13 protein-coding genes are annotated in these 14,366 nt (G+C 60.4%); 8 read left to right on the top strand and 5 right to left on the bottom strand.

Going from position 1 to position 14,366, the window contains the following annotated elements; genetic code table 11:
• Nucleotides 1-139: 139 nt before the first annotated feature.
• A complete protein-coding gene (locus tag GR212_RS17545; protein WP_163987860.1) occupies nucleotides 140-961 on the bottom strand; it encodes a LytTR family transcriptional regulator DNA-binding domain-containing protein in 822 nt (273 codons plus the stop codon).
• 86 nt (nucleotides 962-1,047) lie between these two features.
• Between GR212_RS17545 and GR212_RS17540 the strand changes: the two genes are divergently transcribed.
• Together GR212_RS17540 and ypfJ are read left to right on the top strand one after the other, a co-directional pair.
• Nucleotides 1,048-1,539 (top strand): DUF2306 domain-containing protein, encoded by a 492-nt coding sequence (locus GR212_RS17540; protein ID WP_163987859.1) that lies wholly within the window; start codon nucleotides 1,048-1,050, stop codon nucleotides 1,537-1,539.
• Between the two features lie 93 nt (nucleotides 1,540-1,632).
• The gene (ypfJ, locus tag GR212_RS17535; protein WP_163987858.1) at nucleotides 1,633-2,553 is read left to right on the top strand and encodes a KPN_02809 family neutral zinc metallopeptidase; all 921 of its coding nucleotides are present in this window, start codon (nucleotides 1,633-1,635) and stop codon (nucleotides 2,551-2,553) included.
• A 52-nt stretch (nucleotides 2,554-2,605) separates the two neighbouring features.
• On the opposite strand, the gene GR212_RS17530 is transcribed toward ypfJ, so the two are convergent.
• A complete protein-coding gene (locus GR212_RS17530; RefSeq protein ID WP_163987857.1) occupies nucleotides 2,606-3,598 on the bottom strand; it encodes an aldo/keto reductase in 993 nt (330 codons plus the stop codon).
• A gap of 122 nt (nucleotides 3,599-3,720) precedes the next feature.
• Here GR212_RS17530 and GR212_RS17525 point away from each other — a divergent pair, with 122 nt between their 5' ends.
• From GR212_RS17525 to GR212_RS17510, 4 genes are all read left to right on the top strand, one after another.
• Nucleotides 3,721-4,677 carry a LysR family transcriptional regulator gene (locus GR212_RS17525; RefSeq protein WP_163987856.1) on the top strand — a complete coding sequence of 319 codons (957 nt, stop codon included), beginning with the start codon at nucleotides 3,721-3,723 and terminating at the stop codon, nucleotides 4,675-4,677.
• A 114-nt stretch (nucleotides 4,678-4,791) separates the two neighbouring features.
• Nucleotides 4,792-6,048, top strand: coding sequence for a TCR/Tet family MFS transporter (locus tag GR212_RS17520; RefSeq protein ID WP_163987855.1), 1,257 nt, complete (start codon nucleotides 4,792-4,794; stop codon nucleotides 6,046-6,048).
• A gap of 148 nt (nucleotides 6,049-6,196) precedes the next feature.
• The gene (locus GR212_RS17515; protein ID WP_163987854.1) at nucleotides 6,197-7,594 is read left to right on the top strand and encodes an MATE family efflux transporter; all 1,398 of its coding nucleotides are present in this window, start codon (nucleotides 6,197-6,199) and stop codon (nucleotides 7,592-7,594) included.
• A 92-nt stretch (nucleotides 7,595-7,686) separates the two neighbouring features.
• Nucleotides 7,687-8,259: an EVE domain-containing protein gene (locus GR212_RS17510; protein WP_163987853.1), complete on the top strand. Its 573-nt coding sequence runs from the start codon at nucleotides 7,687-7,689 to the stop codon at nucleotides 8,257-8,259.
• 118 nt (nucleotides 8,260-8,377) lie between these two features.
• On the opposite strand, the gene carA is transcribed toward GR212_RS17510, so the two are convergent.
• Nucleotides 8,378-9,586 (bottom strand): glutamine-hydrolyzing carbamoyl-phosphate synthase small subunit, encoded by a 1,209-nt coding sequence (gene carA, locus GR212_RS17505; protein WP_163987852.1) that lies wholly within the window; start codon nucleotides 9,584-9,586, stop codon nucleotides 8,378-8,380.
• Nucleotides 9,587-9,884: 298 nt separating this feature from the next.
• On the opposite strand from carA, the gene GR212_RS17500 reads away from it, so the two are divergent.
• Nucleotides 9,885-10,337 (top strand): GatB/YqeY domain-containing protein, encoded by a 453-nt coding sequence (locus GR212_RS17500; protein ID WP_163987851.1) that lies wholly within the window; start codon nucleotides 9,885-9,887, stop codon nucleotides 10,335-10,337.
• Here the strand turns inward: GR212_RS17500 and GR212_RS17495 are convergent.
• Entirely contained in the window at nucleotides 10,312-11,025 is a 714-nt protein-coding gene (locus GR212_RS17495) for a hypothetical protein (RefSeq protein ID WP_246725797.1), read from the bottom strand. The two genes, GR212_RS17500 and GR212_RS17495, sit on opposite strands and share 26 nt — an antisense overlap.
• A gap of 544 nt (nucleotides 11,026-11,569) precedes the next feature.
• Nucleotides 11,570-11,803 (bottom strand): hypothetical protein, encoded by a 234-nt coding sequence (locus GR212_RS17490; protein WP_163987849.1) that lies wholly within the window; start codon nucleotides 11,801-11,803, stop codon nucleotides 11,570-11,572.
• 570 nt (nucleotides 11,804-12,373) lie between these two features.
• On the opposite strand from GR212_RS17490, the gene dnaG reads away from it, so the two are divergent.
• Nucleotides 12,374-14,362 carry a DNA primase gene (gene dnaG / locus GR212_RS17485; RefSeq protein ID WP_163987848.1) on the top strand — a complete coding sequence of 663 codons (1,989 nt, stop codon included), beginning with the start codon at nucleotides 12,374-12,376 and terminating at the stop codon, nucleotides 14,360-14,362.
• Nucleotides 14,363-14,366 lie beyond the last annotated feature (4 nt).

Genomic DNA, 14,366 nt, shown 5'->3' with positions numbered 1-14,366 from the left:
ACCGGCCAGGGTGGGAGATCACCGGCCGGGGCGCTATGGGCAATATTTTCAGGCTAGAAGCGGCTTATAGGCAAATGTATTTGCAAACGGAACCCCATAAATGGGGGAATCGACAGGAATTCGGCAGCCTTTGTCGCCATTAGCCGAAACGGCGTCGGACGGCTTCGGCGTAGGAGCGGCTGACAGGCATCTCCACGCCGTCGCGCGCGATGACGAAAAGCTTGCCATTGTCGCGTTTCAGACCGGCGATGTGGTCTTTCGCGATCCAATGGGATCGATGCAGGCGCATGCCTTCGGTATCGCCGATTTCCATCAGCGCGTCGCCGAAACGCAGCAGGATGAGTTCACGGCCACGGCTCGTCACGACTTCGGTATAGTGATCGCGCACGGTGAGCCTTATCAGGGCTCCCCTGTTTTCCGGTTTCAGGCGCGATAGGATCGGCGGCTGCGGGGTCGGATTTCGGATCTCGGCTGTGGCGGGGGACGTGATTTTCGGTTCCTTCATGTCCGATGCCGCTGCCATTGCGATCTGCCGATGCATGGTCAGATAGGATAGAACACAGAAGAGGGCGCAGAGCGGCGTCGCGCCGAGCGATTGGCGCAGGCTATCGGCCACCGTGGACACGGTTCCGAAGAAGGCCAGGTCGACGAGCGTGATGCCAAAGCCTATCGGCAACGCGGCAACGATGGATCCGATCATCATCCGGACGAACATGCTCGCCACAAATCTGCGCAGCAGAATTTCGGCGACGACGGAGAAGACGATCGCGATCGACCAGGCCATGGCGTGGAGAACAAGCCAATATCCAAAGCGGGCTCCCGGTGTCAGCCGGGCAAAGGTTCCATAAGGTCCGGTCAGTGCGAAGATCAGGACGATCGTGACGAAGGTCGCCCAGAAGCGCGGTGAACGCTGGATGACCTGCAACTCACGAAGCGTGGATTGCAGAAAGGTGTGATCCACGAAGATTTCCCGTTCTTTCGCGCAATTTCAGTTGAGAGAACAACAGTATCGCGGAAAGGCTCGATAAACTCAACCGGATACAGGTCATGACTTTCGAGCCGCTTCTTGATGCCCCCATCGCGATCCAGATCCATATCGCGGCGGTCATTCCCGCCGCCTTGCTCGGAGCCTATCTTCTTGCGAGGCCGAAGGGGACGCCGAGGCACCGCCTGCTGGGCAAGATATGGCTGGCCCTGATGGTCGTCACGGCGCTGTCGAGCTTCTTCATTCATCAGATCAACATGTTCTTCGGCTTCAGCCCGATCCATCTGCTTTCGATATTCGTTCTTTCCGGCTGCTGGGGAGCGATCGTCAACGCCCGCAAGCACAATATCGAGGCGCATAAGCGCATCGTGAGAAGTCTCTATTTCGGCGGCATCGTGGGCGCCGGCGCGTTTACGTTCTTTCCAGGCCGTATCATGAACAAGGTGGCGTTCGATGGCGATGACATTGCACCGCTTCTGGTCGCGGCATGTATAGCCGTCGCACTCTTATGGCTGATGTCCAAAGAAATATGGCGCCGCCGCCGTTTAACTTGATGTTCTGTCGATAGCGAACTGGCTTTGTCCCTCTTCCTGGATATATAAATGCTTCAAGGGACTTTGGTTTTGGGCATCGCCAGGAGGTGCACTATGGATTGGAAGGGGCGTCGGCAATCCGACAATATCGAGGACGAACGTGGCTCATCGCCCATGGGCGGCGGGAGCGGCGGCGGCTTCCGGTTCCCCGGCGGAGGAATTGGCGGCGGTGGCTTGAGCTTCCGCACCATTATCGTGCTTATCGTGATCTTCCTGATCCTGAGGGCCATGGGCGTCGACGTCATCGGCCTGCTGCAGCAGAGCGGCATGCTGGGCGGCGGCGGTTCCGGATACCAGCAGAGCACCTCCAGCGGCGACGGCAGCGGCCAGCCGGCCAATGACGAGATGAAGCAGTTCGTCGCCACCGTTCTTGCTGATACGGAAGACACCTGGACCGGCATCTTCAAGTCGATGGGCAAAACCTATACGGATCCCAAGCTGGTGCTGTTCTCCGGCAGCTTCCCTTCGGCCTGCGGGCAAGCCTCCGCGGCCACCGGTCCCTTCTATTGCCCGAGCGACCAGAAGATCTATCTCGACATGGCCTTCTTCCAGCAGATGAAGGACCAATTCGGCGCATCAGGCGATTTTGCGCAGGCCTATGTCGTCGCGCATGAGGTCGGCCACCATGTTCAGGACCTGCTCGGCATCCTGCCGAAGTTCAATCAGGCCCGCCGCAACATGAGCGAGGTGGATGCCAACAAGATGTCGGTGCGCATCGAGCTGCAGGCCGATTGCTTCGCGGGCATCTGGGGCAAGTTCACGCAGCAGAAGGGCATATTGCAGTCCGGCGATCTGGAGGAGGCGCTGAATGCCGCGCAGCAGATCGGCGACGATACGCTACAGAAGCGCACGCAGGGCTATGTCGTTCCCGACAGCTTCAACCACGGCACTTCCGCGCAGCGTGTGAAGTGGTTCAAGCAGGGCTTCGATTCCGGCAAGCTCAGCGATTGCGATACGCTGAACAATCCCGTCTGATTTGGCTTGCCCGCTGCCGGAGCGCCGGTGAGCGGGCAAGTTTCTTGGTTCATTATTTCTCGCTGTCGAGATGCGTCAGCTGCGCTTCCGGATAGCGGCCGCCGGCGGCGGCATCCTTCGGGATCGCGCGTTCGATCGCGGCCATATCCGCTTGCGACAATTCGACGGAGAGTGCGCCCAGGGCTTCCGTGAGGCGGTCGCGACGACGGGCGCCGATCACCGGGACGATCTCCTTGCCCTGGGCTGCGACCCAGGCGATGGCGATCTGGGCGACGCTTGCGCCCTTCGCCTCGGCGATCTGGCGCAGGGCTTCCACGAGCTCGAGGTTTCTTTCGACGTTTCCAGCCTGGAAGCGTGGGCTAAGAGTGCGGAAATCGCCTTTCTGCGCATTGTCTTTCTGCCAATGGCCGCTGATGAGGCCACGCGAGAGAACGCCGTAGGCGGTGATGCCGATGCCGAGCTCGCGGCAGGTCGGAAGGATCTTGTCCTCGATGCCGCGCGAAATCAGCGAATATTCGATCTGCAGGTCGACGATCGGATGAACGGCGGCGGCGCGGCGGATGGTCTCCGCCCCGACCTCCGAAAGGCCGATATGCCTGACATAGCCTGCCTTGATGAGATCCGATATCGCGCCGATCTGATCTTCGATCGGCACATTGGGGTCGAGGCGGGCAGGGCGGTAGATATCGATGTGATCGACGCCGAGACGCTGCAGCGAATAGGCGACGAAATTTCTGATCGCTGCCGGCCGGGCATCGTAGCCGAGCCACGCTCCGGCAGGGTCACGCAGGGCGCCGAACTTGACGCTGAGGAGGAAGTCATCCCGCTTCAGACCCTTGATGGCTTCGCCGATCAGCATCTCATTGTGGCCCATGCCGTAGAAATCGCCCGTATCCAGCAAATTGATGCCGGCATCGAGCGCGGCATGGATCGTGGCGATGCTCTCGGCGCGATCCGACGGGCCATACATGCCCGACATGCCCATGCAGCCGAGGCCCAGTGCCGATACCTGCGGCCCGGTCTTTCCCAATTGGTGCTTTTCCATCGTCGTTCTCCCTGGTCGGAGGCGCGTTCGCCTCTTGAGGTCTCGCTCGACAGGGTTTTACTCCATCGTGCTGTGTGCGATAATCCAGGGAAATCGAAACGGCTTGTTTGGAATTTTGCACAATGGATGATTTGCCACTGGCCGATCTGGTTGCCTTTACCGCAGTCGCGCGCGAACGCAGCTTTCGCGAAGCGGCACGCAAACGCCGCGTTTCCGCCTCGTCCCTGAGCGAAGCGGTTCGCCGGTTGGAGGAGCGGCTGGCCGTTCGTCTACTCAATCGCACGACCAGAAGCGTGACGCCGACCGAGGCGGGTGAGCGCTTGATGGAGCGCCTGACCCCCGCCATGAGCGAGATCGCCGGCGCGCTCGAAGATATCAACAGCTTTCGCGACAGCGTCGGCGGCACTTTGCGGCTGAACGTGCCGACCGTTGCCGCCATGGTCGTCATGCCCGACATCATCAGCCGCTTCCTGAGGGAATATCCCGCGATATCAGTCGAAATCGTCGCCGAGGACAGTTTCATCGATGTGGTCGCAGCCGGCTATGACGCTGGGATCCGCTATGACGAAAGGCTCGAAAAGGATATGATCGCGGTGCCGATCGGCCCGCGGCAGCAGCATTATGTGACTGCCGCCGCCCCAGCCTATCTCGCTGCAAACGGCACGCCGCAGCATCCGCGCGACATACTGGAGCATCGCTGCGTGCGTCACCGGTTTCTGAGCGGCTCGGTGCTGCCTTGGGAGTTCGAAAGGAAAGGGGAGACGATCTTCATCGCTCCGCCAATGGTTGTCGCGACGAATTCGATCGACATCGAGCGCAATGCGGCAGTGGCTGGGCTCGGCATCATCAGAACCTTTCGGGAGTTTCTCGCGCCGCAGATTGCCAGCGGAGAACTGGTGCCGATCCTGGAAGAATGGGACACGGCCTTTTCCGGTCCGTTTCTCTATTATGCCAGCCGCCGGCACATGCCGGCACCGCTCCGCGCCTTCGTCGACTTCCTCAATGGCGAGCAACGGCGGCATCGCGAGAGATCGTCGTTTCATGCCGAGGATCAAAAAAACCGGGCAATAAATCAATAAGATTGAAGCGTTCACGGATTGTTTCCGCCAAAATCTTTATGTATGGGGAACGCTCCGGTTTTTCGTTCACGTTCTGTCTCTTTCATGGAGGCGGGGCCGCCAAAAGGCATCTCCATGATCGATCAGAAATTCGCCCGCCGAGGCTTGTTCCTCGTTTTCCTTATCCTCTTCCTCGACGTCATCGGCATCGCGATCATCATGCCGGTCATGCCGAAATATCTGGAAGAGTTGACGGGCGCGTCGGTCAGTTCGGCGGCAACGGAAGGCGGCTGGCTGCTGCTCGCCTATGCCGCCATGCAGTTCCTGTTTTCGCCGTTGATCGGCAATCTGAGCGACCGTTTCGGCCGCCGCCCGCTGTTGCTGGCGTCGGTGCTGACATTTGCGATCGACAATTTCATCTGTGCGATCGCCGGTTCCTATTGGATGCTGTTCGTCGGGCGTATCCTGGCCGGCATCAGCGGCGCGAGCTTCTCGACCTGTTCGGCCTATATCGCCGATATCAGCAACGACGAGAACCGTGCGAAGAATTTCGGCCTGATCGGCATGGCCTTCGGTGTCGGCTTCGTGCTCGGCCCCGTCATCGGCGGCTTTCTTGGCGAGTTCGGTCCGCGCGTGCCGTTTTACGGCGCGGCGGCGCTGGCGTTCCTGAATTTCGTCGGCGCCTATTTCCTGTTGCCGGAAACGCTGGATGCGAAGCATCGCCGCCCCTTCGAAATCGCGCGCGCCAATCCGTTCGGCGCGCTGAAGCAGATGCGGCGATATCAGGGCATCGGCTGGGTCTGCGTCGTCATGTTCCTGAACTGGCTGGCGCACGGTGTCTATCCGGCCGTCTGGTCCTTCGTGACCTCCTATCGCTATGACTGGAGCGAGGGGCAGATCGGCTTCTCGCTCGGCGCCTACGGGATTGGCGCCGCCATCGTCATGGGCCTGGTGCTGCCGCGGCTGGTGCCTGTGCTCGGCGAGTGGAAGACCGCGCTGCTCGGGCTGATGTTCTCCTGTCTCGGCCTCATGGGCTACGCATTCGCATGGCAAGGATGGATGGTCTATGTGGTTGTCGTCTTGACGGTCATCGAAAACGTCGCGGATGCGCCGCTGCGTTCGATCGCCGCAAGCAAGGTGCCACCTTCCGCACAGGGCGAGTTGCAGGGCGCGCTCGGCAGCCTGACGAGCATTACCGCCATCATCGGCCCCCTGCTTTTTCCGTATCTGTTCCAGTATTATACGGCTCCGACCGCGCCTGTGGTCTTTGCCGGGGCACCCTTCATCATGGGTGCGATTCTGGTGGCTGCCGGGCTTGTCGTGCTCCTGACAAAGGTCCGCAAGAGCGAGCCGAAAGTGGTTGCCCAGTCGCAGGCAGGCGAGGCGGCCTAAAAATTCATCAGATATTTTGATGTTCTGATGAATTCTTTAGCACCGTGGGCTTGTCTGCTGGCTTTTTGAGCTAAGTTGCGTTAATGCGGCAGGCTCGCGCACCCTTGGGTAGGGCGGCTCGCGCGTTTCTAAAGATCGAGTCTTCGTTATGGATATGCCGGTAACTGCGCGCCCGTTCGCGCACGACAATGACAATTCGTGGTCTGCTCATGTCCGCGCAACGCTTGCGCTGGGCATCCCGCTGATCGGCGCGCAATTGGCGCAGCTCGGGATCAACACCACGGACGTAATGATCGTCGGCCGGCTCGGTGCCGAGCAGCTGGCTGCGATGGTGCTCGCAGCTCAGTTCCTGTTTACGATCCTGATTTTCGGCTCGGGCTTTTCCATCGCCGTCGTGCCGCTGGTGGCGCAGGCCTACGGCAAGGGGGATGTGATCTCCGTGCGTCGCGCCTTGCGCATGGGTCTCTGGGTTGTCACCGCCTATTGGCTGGTGGCGCAGCCTGCCTTCTTCTATTCCGAGCAGATCCTGCTGGCGGCCGGGCAAAAGCCCGATGTGGCGAAGCTTGCCAGCGGCTATATCGACATCGGCCATTTCGCCGTGCTGCCGGGGCTGCTCTACAATGTCATCCGCGCGCTTGTCAGCGCCATTGGCCGCGCCGGCATCATCCTCAAGGTCACCATTGCCATGCTGGTGATGAATGCCGTGCTCGCCTACATCCTCGTGCTCGGCCATTTCGGCTTGCCTGCCATGGGCCTGCATGGCGCCGCTATTGTTTCCGTCGCGGTACAGACGGCCGGTTTCCTGTTCATCGTCGGTTATGTTCAGGCCCATCAGGAAACTCGTCGCTACGAGATTTTCGTCCGGTTCTGGCGGCCGGACTGGCATGCTCTGTGGGATGTCGTCCGGCTGGGTTTCCCGATCAGCGTCACGGTTCTTGCCGAAGTCAGCCTGTTCACCGCGGCATCGCTGCTGATGGGGCAGATCGGCACGATCGAGCTCGCAGCCCATGGCATTGCCCTGCAGTGGGCATCGATCGCCTTCATGATCCCGCTCGGCCTCAGCCAGGCGGCGACGGTGCGCGTCGGTGTTGCGCACGGGCAGGGCGATCACCTCGGCCTGAAGCGGGCGTCGATCGTGGTGATCATCATTTCGAGCTGCATTTCGCTCTTTGGCAGCATCCTGTTCGCGACAATGCCATCGTGGTTGGGAAGCTGGTTCCTCGATGTCACCTCCGCCGATGCGTCGAAGGTGCTTGCCTATGCCGCGCCGCTGATCGTCGTGGCCGGCCTGTTCCAGCTCGTCGATGGGCTACAGTCCATCGCCAGCGGCCTGCTGCGCGGACTGAAGGACGCGCGGGTGCCGATGATAATGGCGCTCGTCGCCTATTGGCCGATCGGCTTCTTCCTGGCCTGGCTGCTGGCGTTTCCGCTCGGTTTCGGCGGTATCGGCATATGGTTCGGCTTCCTGCTCGGACTGGGCTCCGCGGCGGCGATGCTTTGCGCGCGGTTCTACATTCTGGTGCGTTCCGAAACGACTTCCGCCTGACGGCGGCAGCCGTTGCCATGGCGCGAGACTGCTGACAAAAATTGACAGCATGGTCGTCTATATTGGTTTCATACCAAGGACGGGAGACGACCATGATATTCAAGGCAAGCAATCGCAACGATGCCGCGCTTTTCCCGCGGGAAGTACAGATCGATCAGGGTGCGACGGTGCGCCTGCTGCCGCACGCCAACGTGTCTCGCAGGCAATCCAAGCCGGTTGAAAAATCCTACTGGCTGGCGGTGGCCAGTGCCGAACATGTGCGCATAGGGCGCGAACATGGCTTCATGCAGGTAAACCACGGCAAGCGCGCTCCCTTGAAGCGCATCAAGCCGGGCGACGGCATCGTCTACTATTCTCCATCTGTCAAAATGGGCGATAGGGATGCTTTTCAGAGCTTCACCGCCATCGGCTACGTTCGTGAGGGCGAGCCTTATCTTGCCGAAATGGGTTGCGGAAAGGCCTATCGCAAGGATGTGGACTGGCTGGATGCGCCGGAACAGCCGCTCCGCCCGCTGCTGGGCTGGCTTGATTTCACCCAGGACAAGAACTGGGGCTACAAGCTGATATTCGGCCTGGTTGAATTCGGGCAATCCGACTTCGAGTTCCTGGAGGAAATCCTCATGAGCGAGCTTGAGGAGGTCAAGCGCCGCCGCTTGCAGGCTTGAGCTTCAGCACGCGCGAAACGATGTGACGGATATGCCTCCCAAGCAGCCGCGCAAAGAGAAAGGCCCCGGATTGCTTGCCAATCCGGGGCCTTTCTCATGTCGTTCGGTCGCTGGCGGCTCAGGCGCGCTCGGCCAGTGCCGATTCGCCCTTCTTTTCGCGCACCAGATTGACGAAGCGGCGGAAAAGATAGTGGCTGTCCTGCGGGCCGGGAGAGGCTTCCGGGTGATGCTGCACCGAGAAGACCGGCTTGCCGGAGACGCGCAGGCCGCAATTGCTGCCGTCGAAAAGCGAAATGTGAGTCTCCTCAACGCCTTCCGGCAGCGAGTTCGAGTCGACCGCGAAGCCGTGGTTCATCGAAACGATCTCGACCTTGCCCGTCGTGTGGTCCTTGACCGGATGGTTGGCGCCGTGATGGCCCTGGTGCATCTTCGCGGTCGTGGCACCCAGCGCAAGGCCGAGCATCTGGTGGCCGAGGCAGATGCCGAACAACGGGATCTCGGTCTTCAGCAGATCCTTGATGACGGGAACGGCATATTCGCCGGTCGCGGCCGGATCGCCGGGGCCGTTGGAGAGGAAGATGCCGTCCGGGTTGAGGCCGAGGACTTCATCGGTCGAAGCGGTCGCCGGCAACACCGTGACCTTGCAATCGAGGCCGGCAAACAGGCGCAGAATGTTGCGCTTGACGCCGTAGTCGAGGCAGACGATGTGATACTTGGCGTCGGCAGCATTCAGTTCGCCGTAGCCTTCGTTCCAGATCCAGGGCGTCTGCGACCATTGCGACGACTGGCCGGAGGACGCGACCTTGGCAAGATCGAGACCTTCGAGGCCGCTCCAGGCCTTGGCGTCGGCCTTCAGCTGTTCGATGTCGAAGACGCCGTTCGGATCGTGCGCGATGACGCCGTTCGGCATGCCGTTCTCGCGGATCCAGGCGGTCAGGGCGCGGGTGTCGATGCCGCAAAGGCCGATGATGCCGCGCGCCTTCAGCCACTGGTCGAGATGCTTGGCGGCGCGGTAGTTCGACGGATCGGTGATGTCAGCCTTGAAGATGACGCCGACCGCGCCGTGCCGGGCAGCGGGCGTCAGGTCTTCGATATCTTCGTCGTTCGTGCCGACATTGCCGATATGGGGGAACGTGAAGGTGACGATCTGGCCAAGATAGGAGGGATCCGTCAGGATCTCCTCGTAACCGGTCAGCGCCGTGTTGAAGCAGACTTCGGCCTGGACCTTGCCGGTCGCGCCGATGCCCTTGCCCTCGATCACGGTGCCATCGGCAAGAACGAGGAGGGCGGTCGGCTTTTCAGTGGTCCATGGGGCTGTGGCGGTCATAGTCATCCCGTTTCCGGCGTGGAGCGCGGCCTTGAAGAGACCGTCGGCTTCCGCCATGTTTGTAGCAAGGTACAGCCAGCGACGCTTGTCGCGGCTTGAGATCTTCCTATCGATCTTATGTGCAGGTGATGGACATAGCTAAACACGGCCAGTCGGTCAATGCGCGCTTTGCTTTCCCGTCAAGGAATTCGGGCTCTCGGGCGCAATTGCATTGATCGACACAGTTGGTCTAAGAGACAGCGACATGACATAAGTGACCGGGCGATCGCCGCCGGCCTGCTTCAAGGAGTTTACAGACATGATCCGCGAAACCCTTTCCAACGCCCAGAAGGACGCCATGAAGGCCAAGGCTACGGCGAGGCTTTCCACCGTTCGTCTGATCCTTGCAGCCATCAAGGACAAGGACATCGCCAACCGCGGCTTGGGCAAGGAGCAGGCGAGCGAGGACGAAATCCTCCAGCTGCTCGCCAAGATGATCAAGCAGCGCGAGGAATCGGTAAAGATCTATATCGATGGCGGACGTCCCGAGCTGGCCGACAAGGAGCGCGAGGAAATCGCCGTCATCCAGGGTTTCATGCCTGAGCAGCTTTCCGAGGAGAAGGTGCGCGAGATCTGTGTCGCGGTCGTCGCCGAACTCGGCGCGCAGGGCCTGAAGGACATGGGCAAGTGCGTGGCCGCCCTGCGCGAGCGCTATGCAGGGCAGTTGGATTTCGCCAAGGCCTCGGCTATCTTGAAGGAATTGTTGAAGTAAAGGCTTGCCTTGCCCTCGGCGTGCGGGTGTGCCGCAAGCCGAGGGTGTTTTCCCAGGCGGCGTCGATGATCGCGAACTTTTCCGCCTGATAGTTGCGGTATTCCTGGATGAAGTTGTTGGACAGCCACAGCTGGCTTCGCCCGGAAGATCCGGTCCACCCGACGCTCTCCATTTTCACCGCCCGGTTCATGAGCCGCTTCGCATGCGTTCTGGAAATCAGAAAGCGGCGGCAGATGTCGGTGAAGGCTACGCGCCCCACGATCGCCTGTTGCGTTGCCGGATTGATCATGCCGACGCGGGAGATCAGATAGTCCATGATGACGCCGCCGGAGTTTGCCCAGGTGAAGAGATCGAATGTCTCTCCTGGATGACGCAGGTCGTCGCTCTGGATGATGCCGACTGAAATCGCCGGCTGCAGCACGCCGATGAGCTCCGGTTGCTTGGCAAACAGGGCGTTGCGTTTGCCGCCATCCAAGTGATCCAGCGCGGAAAGATGAATGCTGAGCCATTTCGCAAGCTGCCTTGCGGCTTCTTCGGTCGGCTCCATCGGCCGGGCCCGCCGATCTGCCGCAACCGGCAGGTAGCGCAACAAGCCGAGCGTCAGCATGTCCTGAAGGAAGCTGAGGGCGGTGTTATGGCTGGCTATGTCGTGGTCGACGACGTAGTTGGCGAAGCGATTGGCGTGCATGCCGGGCGGCTCTCCGTCGATGCCGCCGCAATATAAAGCAAAACCGGCGAGCGCCATCAGCCAGCGTTGCTGCGAAGCAAAAACAGAGCATACGCTCTGGTTTTCATCGTAAGTGGATATGATCTCTCGAGTGTAGTTTAGGATTTCTGTGAAAAATTCAGGGTCTTGAGCAAGTTCCTTCGCGGATAAAGACATGCAGCCGTCTCCGATGAACCGAGCAAACTTCCAAATTGTCTGAAGAGATAATTACTGAGATCGCATATGCGTAGATAATAAAAGATATCCATCGGCGCCGTTGCGTCAAGATACTCGCGGCGATGGAGCGAGGATGTTTCGCAGCATCATCCATTGCTTCCATGTCGTGAAATCGGAGAGGGGCTTAAAATTAGAGAAGGCAGGAGCTGGGGGAGCTCCTGCCTTCTTGCGCTTTGCAGGCGTTTGATGACGCAGGGTGGGGCCCAAAAATCAAACGTCTATTGCAAAGGCACTCAGGTGGGGCGGCGCCGGGGGTAGGGATGGTGCCCCACCTGAGTATCTCGGTAATCTATCTGAAAATCCTGACTTGCCGAGGCAAGGCCAACGCCTGCGACGGCAGTCCGGACATTTGAACTTTTACGCCTGCCGTAAGAGCAGGGACTTTCATATCCGCCGGCAGCTGATATCCTGCGCCAGCATAAAGCACGTTCTTGTCAGCACCGCTGCCATTCGTCGTAGCCGAGCTATAGGTTGCTGTCGCAAACATGGCCGCGGCGGCTAGCGGTACGATAAGAACACGCATTTCATCTCCTAAACTGAAAGCCCTGTACCTGGTGGCTTCCCGTTCGTCAGGGCGTCTCGGCATGTCGCGTCGCGAAGGAATTTCTTCGCCGGCTTGTCTCGTCCTGTGAGAAGAACGCTATTGCGGCGCACATCAACAATCAAATTACAAAAAAATAATGTTTGGCTTACGGAGGGCGTCTCAAATGTGCCGCCAGATAGTGTCGTCCGGAAGCGGCTGCTTTGCAGCTCCTGATTGCCGGCGATGCGGATTTCGTTCGGCGGTATCGACTTCAGGCTGTGCAAGTCATTGCTTTTTCGCGGATTTTCTTAGACGAAGCGGTTACACCAATAGTCTTGAAGCGTTCGCCTGCTTCAAGCGGGAGGAGCACTCGATCCGCCTTCGATGGGCTGAAAGCGACGTTCGGGTAGGGTCCAGACAGGATCGAATTCAGCCGGAAGTTCACGGAGTTGTGATCGAAAGGACGCCGGTGCGGTCATTTGCAGAGGGCTGTGAATACCGGGGGAGGTTGCCAGCGTGTCGTGGTAAAGCCTCCCATTCCTGTTTATATGGAATGAGCCAGAGGTAGCCATGCGATTTTCCAATACGTTTCTCGACGAGATTCGCGACCGCGTTTTGATTTCGGACGTGATCGGCCGTCGTGTTACCTGGGATCGGCGCAAGACCAATGTCCCGCGCGGCGATTACTGGGCCTGCTGCCCCTTCCACGGCGAGAAATCGCCGAGCTTTCACTGCGAGGACCGCAAGGGACGCTATCATTGCTTCGGCTGTGGCGTGACCGGCGACCATTTCCGCTTCCTCACCGAGCTGGAGGGCCTGAGCTTTCCCGAGGCGGTGCAGCAGATCGCCGACATGGCCGGCGTTCCCATGCCGGTCGCCGACCCGATGGAGGCCAAGCGCGAGAAGGAGCGTACGTCGCTGCTCGATGTCATGGAGATGGCGACTCAGTTCTTCCAAGATCAGCTGCAGACTGCCAATGGCGCGCGGGCGCGGGCCTATCTGCGCGACCGTGGCCTGAGCGGCCGCACCATCGAGACCTTTCGCCTCGGATATTCGCCGGATAGCCGCAACGCGTTGAAGGAGCATCTCGCAAGCAAAGGCATATTGAAGGAGCAGATGGAAGCTTGCGGGCTCGTCGTGCACGAGAACGTGCCGGTCTCCTACGATCGCTTTCGCGACCGCATCATGTTTCCGATTCTCTCCTCCAGGGAAAAGGTGATCGCTTTCGGCGGACGCGCCATGTCGCCGGATGCGCCGGCGAAATACCTGAACTCCAACGAGACCGAGCTCTTTCACAAGGGCAACGTGCTCTACAATTTCACGCGCGCCCGCCGTGCCGCCCAAGGAGCCGATGGCGCCGGCACCATCATCGCGGTCGAAGGCTATATGGATGTCATCGCACTGCATCAGGCCGGTGTCGAAAACGCGGTAGCGCCGCTGGGCACGGCGCTGACGGAGAACCAGCTGGACCTCCTCTGGAAGATGACGCCGGAGCCGGTCCTCTGCTTCGATGGCGATGGCGCCGGCATCCGCGCCGCCAATCGCGCCGCCGATCTGGCGCTGCCGCATATCAAGCCGAGCCGAACGGTGCGCTTCGCGCTGCTGCCCGACGGCAAGGACCCGGACGACCTCGTGCGACAGGACGGGCGGGCACCTTTCGACAAGGTGCTGGCGCAGGCAAAGCCCCTGGCCGATCTGATATGGGCCAGGGAGGCCGGTGGCGGCTCCTTCGAGACGCCCGAGGCGCGGGCGGAGCTGGAGGCACGGCTCAGGCGTATCGTGTCCGTGATAACGGACGAGGATGTCCGCCGTCACTACCAGCAGAATATGCGTGAGCGATTGAACGGGCTCTTTCAGCCGCAGTTCCAGCGGGGCGGCGGCCAGCAGGCGCGTGGCTTTTCTCGCGATGGCAACGGCCGCAATTTCGGCGGGCGCGGCGGGCAGGCGCGCGCGGGCGCAGCGGTGGCGACAACGGCATCCGATCGTTTGGCACGTTCAGCCATGATCAAGGGTCATCAGGATGTTCCGAGCCTGCGCGAAAGCGTTCTGGCCTTGACCATCGTCAACCATCCGCCGTTGCTGCAGGACGAATATGACGAGATTGCCGCCATCGATTATGACAGCCGTGAACTGCAGCGCCTCTGGTCCGCGGTTCTCGGGGTTGCCGCAACCATGGTGGGACCTCAGCTCGTCCGTGAGCGTTTGATCGAGCAATTGGAAGAGCAGGGTTTCGGCGCCTTACTGAAGAATCTCGAGCAGCAGGTTCGCAACGCTCGCCTGTGGACGGCGACGGATGCGGCCGCCATGGAGGATGCGCGCGAGGGCTATCGCCAGGCACTCGCCCTGCATAAACGCTCGAAAGCGCTGCGCTGGCACAAGATCGAGCTGGAAGGCGCTATTGCCGAAGCGACCGAAGAGGGCGACGGTGAGGCGATAGAGCCGTTGATTCGGGCGTTGCAGGAAGTGCAGCTCGAGGCGCTGCGGCTGGAAAATCAGGAGGCGATCATCGATGGCTTCGGCGTACTGTCCGGCCGCGTCAAGGGTGCCGCTGGAAAATAGGGAA

It is taken from the genome of Martinezella lusitana, assembly GCF_010668395.1.
GTDB lineage: Bacteria > Pseudomonadota > Alphaproteobacteria > Rhizobiales > Rhizobiaceae > Rhizobium > Rhizobium lusitanum_A.
Note: the sequence above shows the minus strand (reverse complement) of the source record. Positions and strands in the feature narration are given on the sequence as shown.

Excerpts from the sequence above, each read along its gene's own strand:
- GR212_RS17540 (WP_163987859.1), top strand. The coding sequence starts at position 1,048 with ATGACTTTCGAGCCGCTTCTTGATGCCCCCATCGCGATCCAGATCCAT.
- ypfJ (WP_163987858.1), top strand. The coding sequence starts at position 1,633 with ATGGATTGGAAGGGGCGTCGGCAATCCGACAATATCGAGGACGAACGT.
- GR212_RS17530 (WP_163987857.1), bottom strand. The coding sequence starts at position 3,598 with ATGGAAAAGCACCAATTGGGAAAGACCGGGCCGCAGGTATCGGCACTG.
- GR212_RS17525 (WP_163987856.1), top strand. The coding sequence starts at position 3,721 with ATGGATGATTTGCCACTGGCCGATCTGGTTGCCTTTACCGCAGTCGCG.
- GR212_RS17520 (WP_163987855.1), top strand. The coding sequence starts at position 4,792 with ATGATCGATCAGAAATTCGCCCGCCGAGGCTTGTTCCTCGTTTTCCTT.
- GR212_RS17515 (WP_163987854.1), top strand. The coding sequence starts at position 6,197 with ATGGATATGCCGGTAACTGCGCGCCCGTTCGCGCACGACAATGACAAT.
- GR212_RS17510 (WP_163987853.1), top strand. The coding sequence starts at position 7,687 with ATGATATTCAAGGCAAGCAATCGCAACGATGCCGCGCTTTTCCCGCGG.
- carA (WP_163987852.1), bottom strand. The coding sequence starts at position 9,586 with ATGACCGCCACAGCCCCATGGACCACTGAAAAGCCGACCGCCCTCCTC.
- GR212_RS17500 (WP_163987851.1), top strand. The coding sequence starts at position 9,885 with ATGATCCGCGAAACCCTTTCCAACGCCCAGAAGGACGCCATGAAGGCC.
- GR212_RS17495 (WP_246725797.1), bottom strand. The coding sequence starts at position 11,025 with ATGCACGCCAATCGCTTCGCCAACTACGTCGTCGACCACGACATAGCC.
- GR212_RS17490 (WP_163987849.1), bottom strand. The coding sequence starts at position 11,803 with ATGCGTGTTCTTATCGTACCGCTAGCCGCCGCGGCCATGTTTGCGACA.
- dnaG (WP_163987848.1), top strand. The coding sequence starts at position 12,374 with ATGCGATTTTCCAATACGTTTCTCGACGAGATTCGCGACCGCGTTTTG.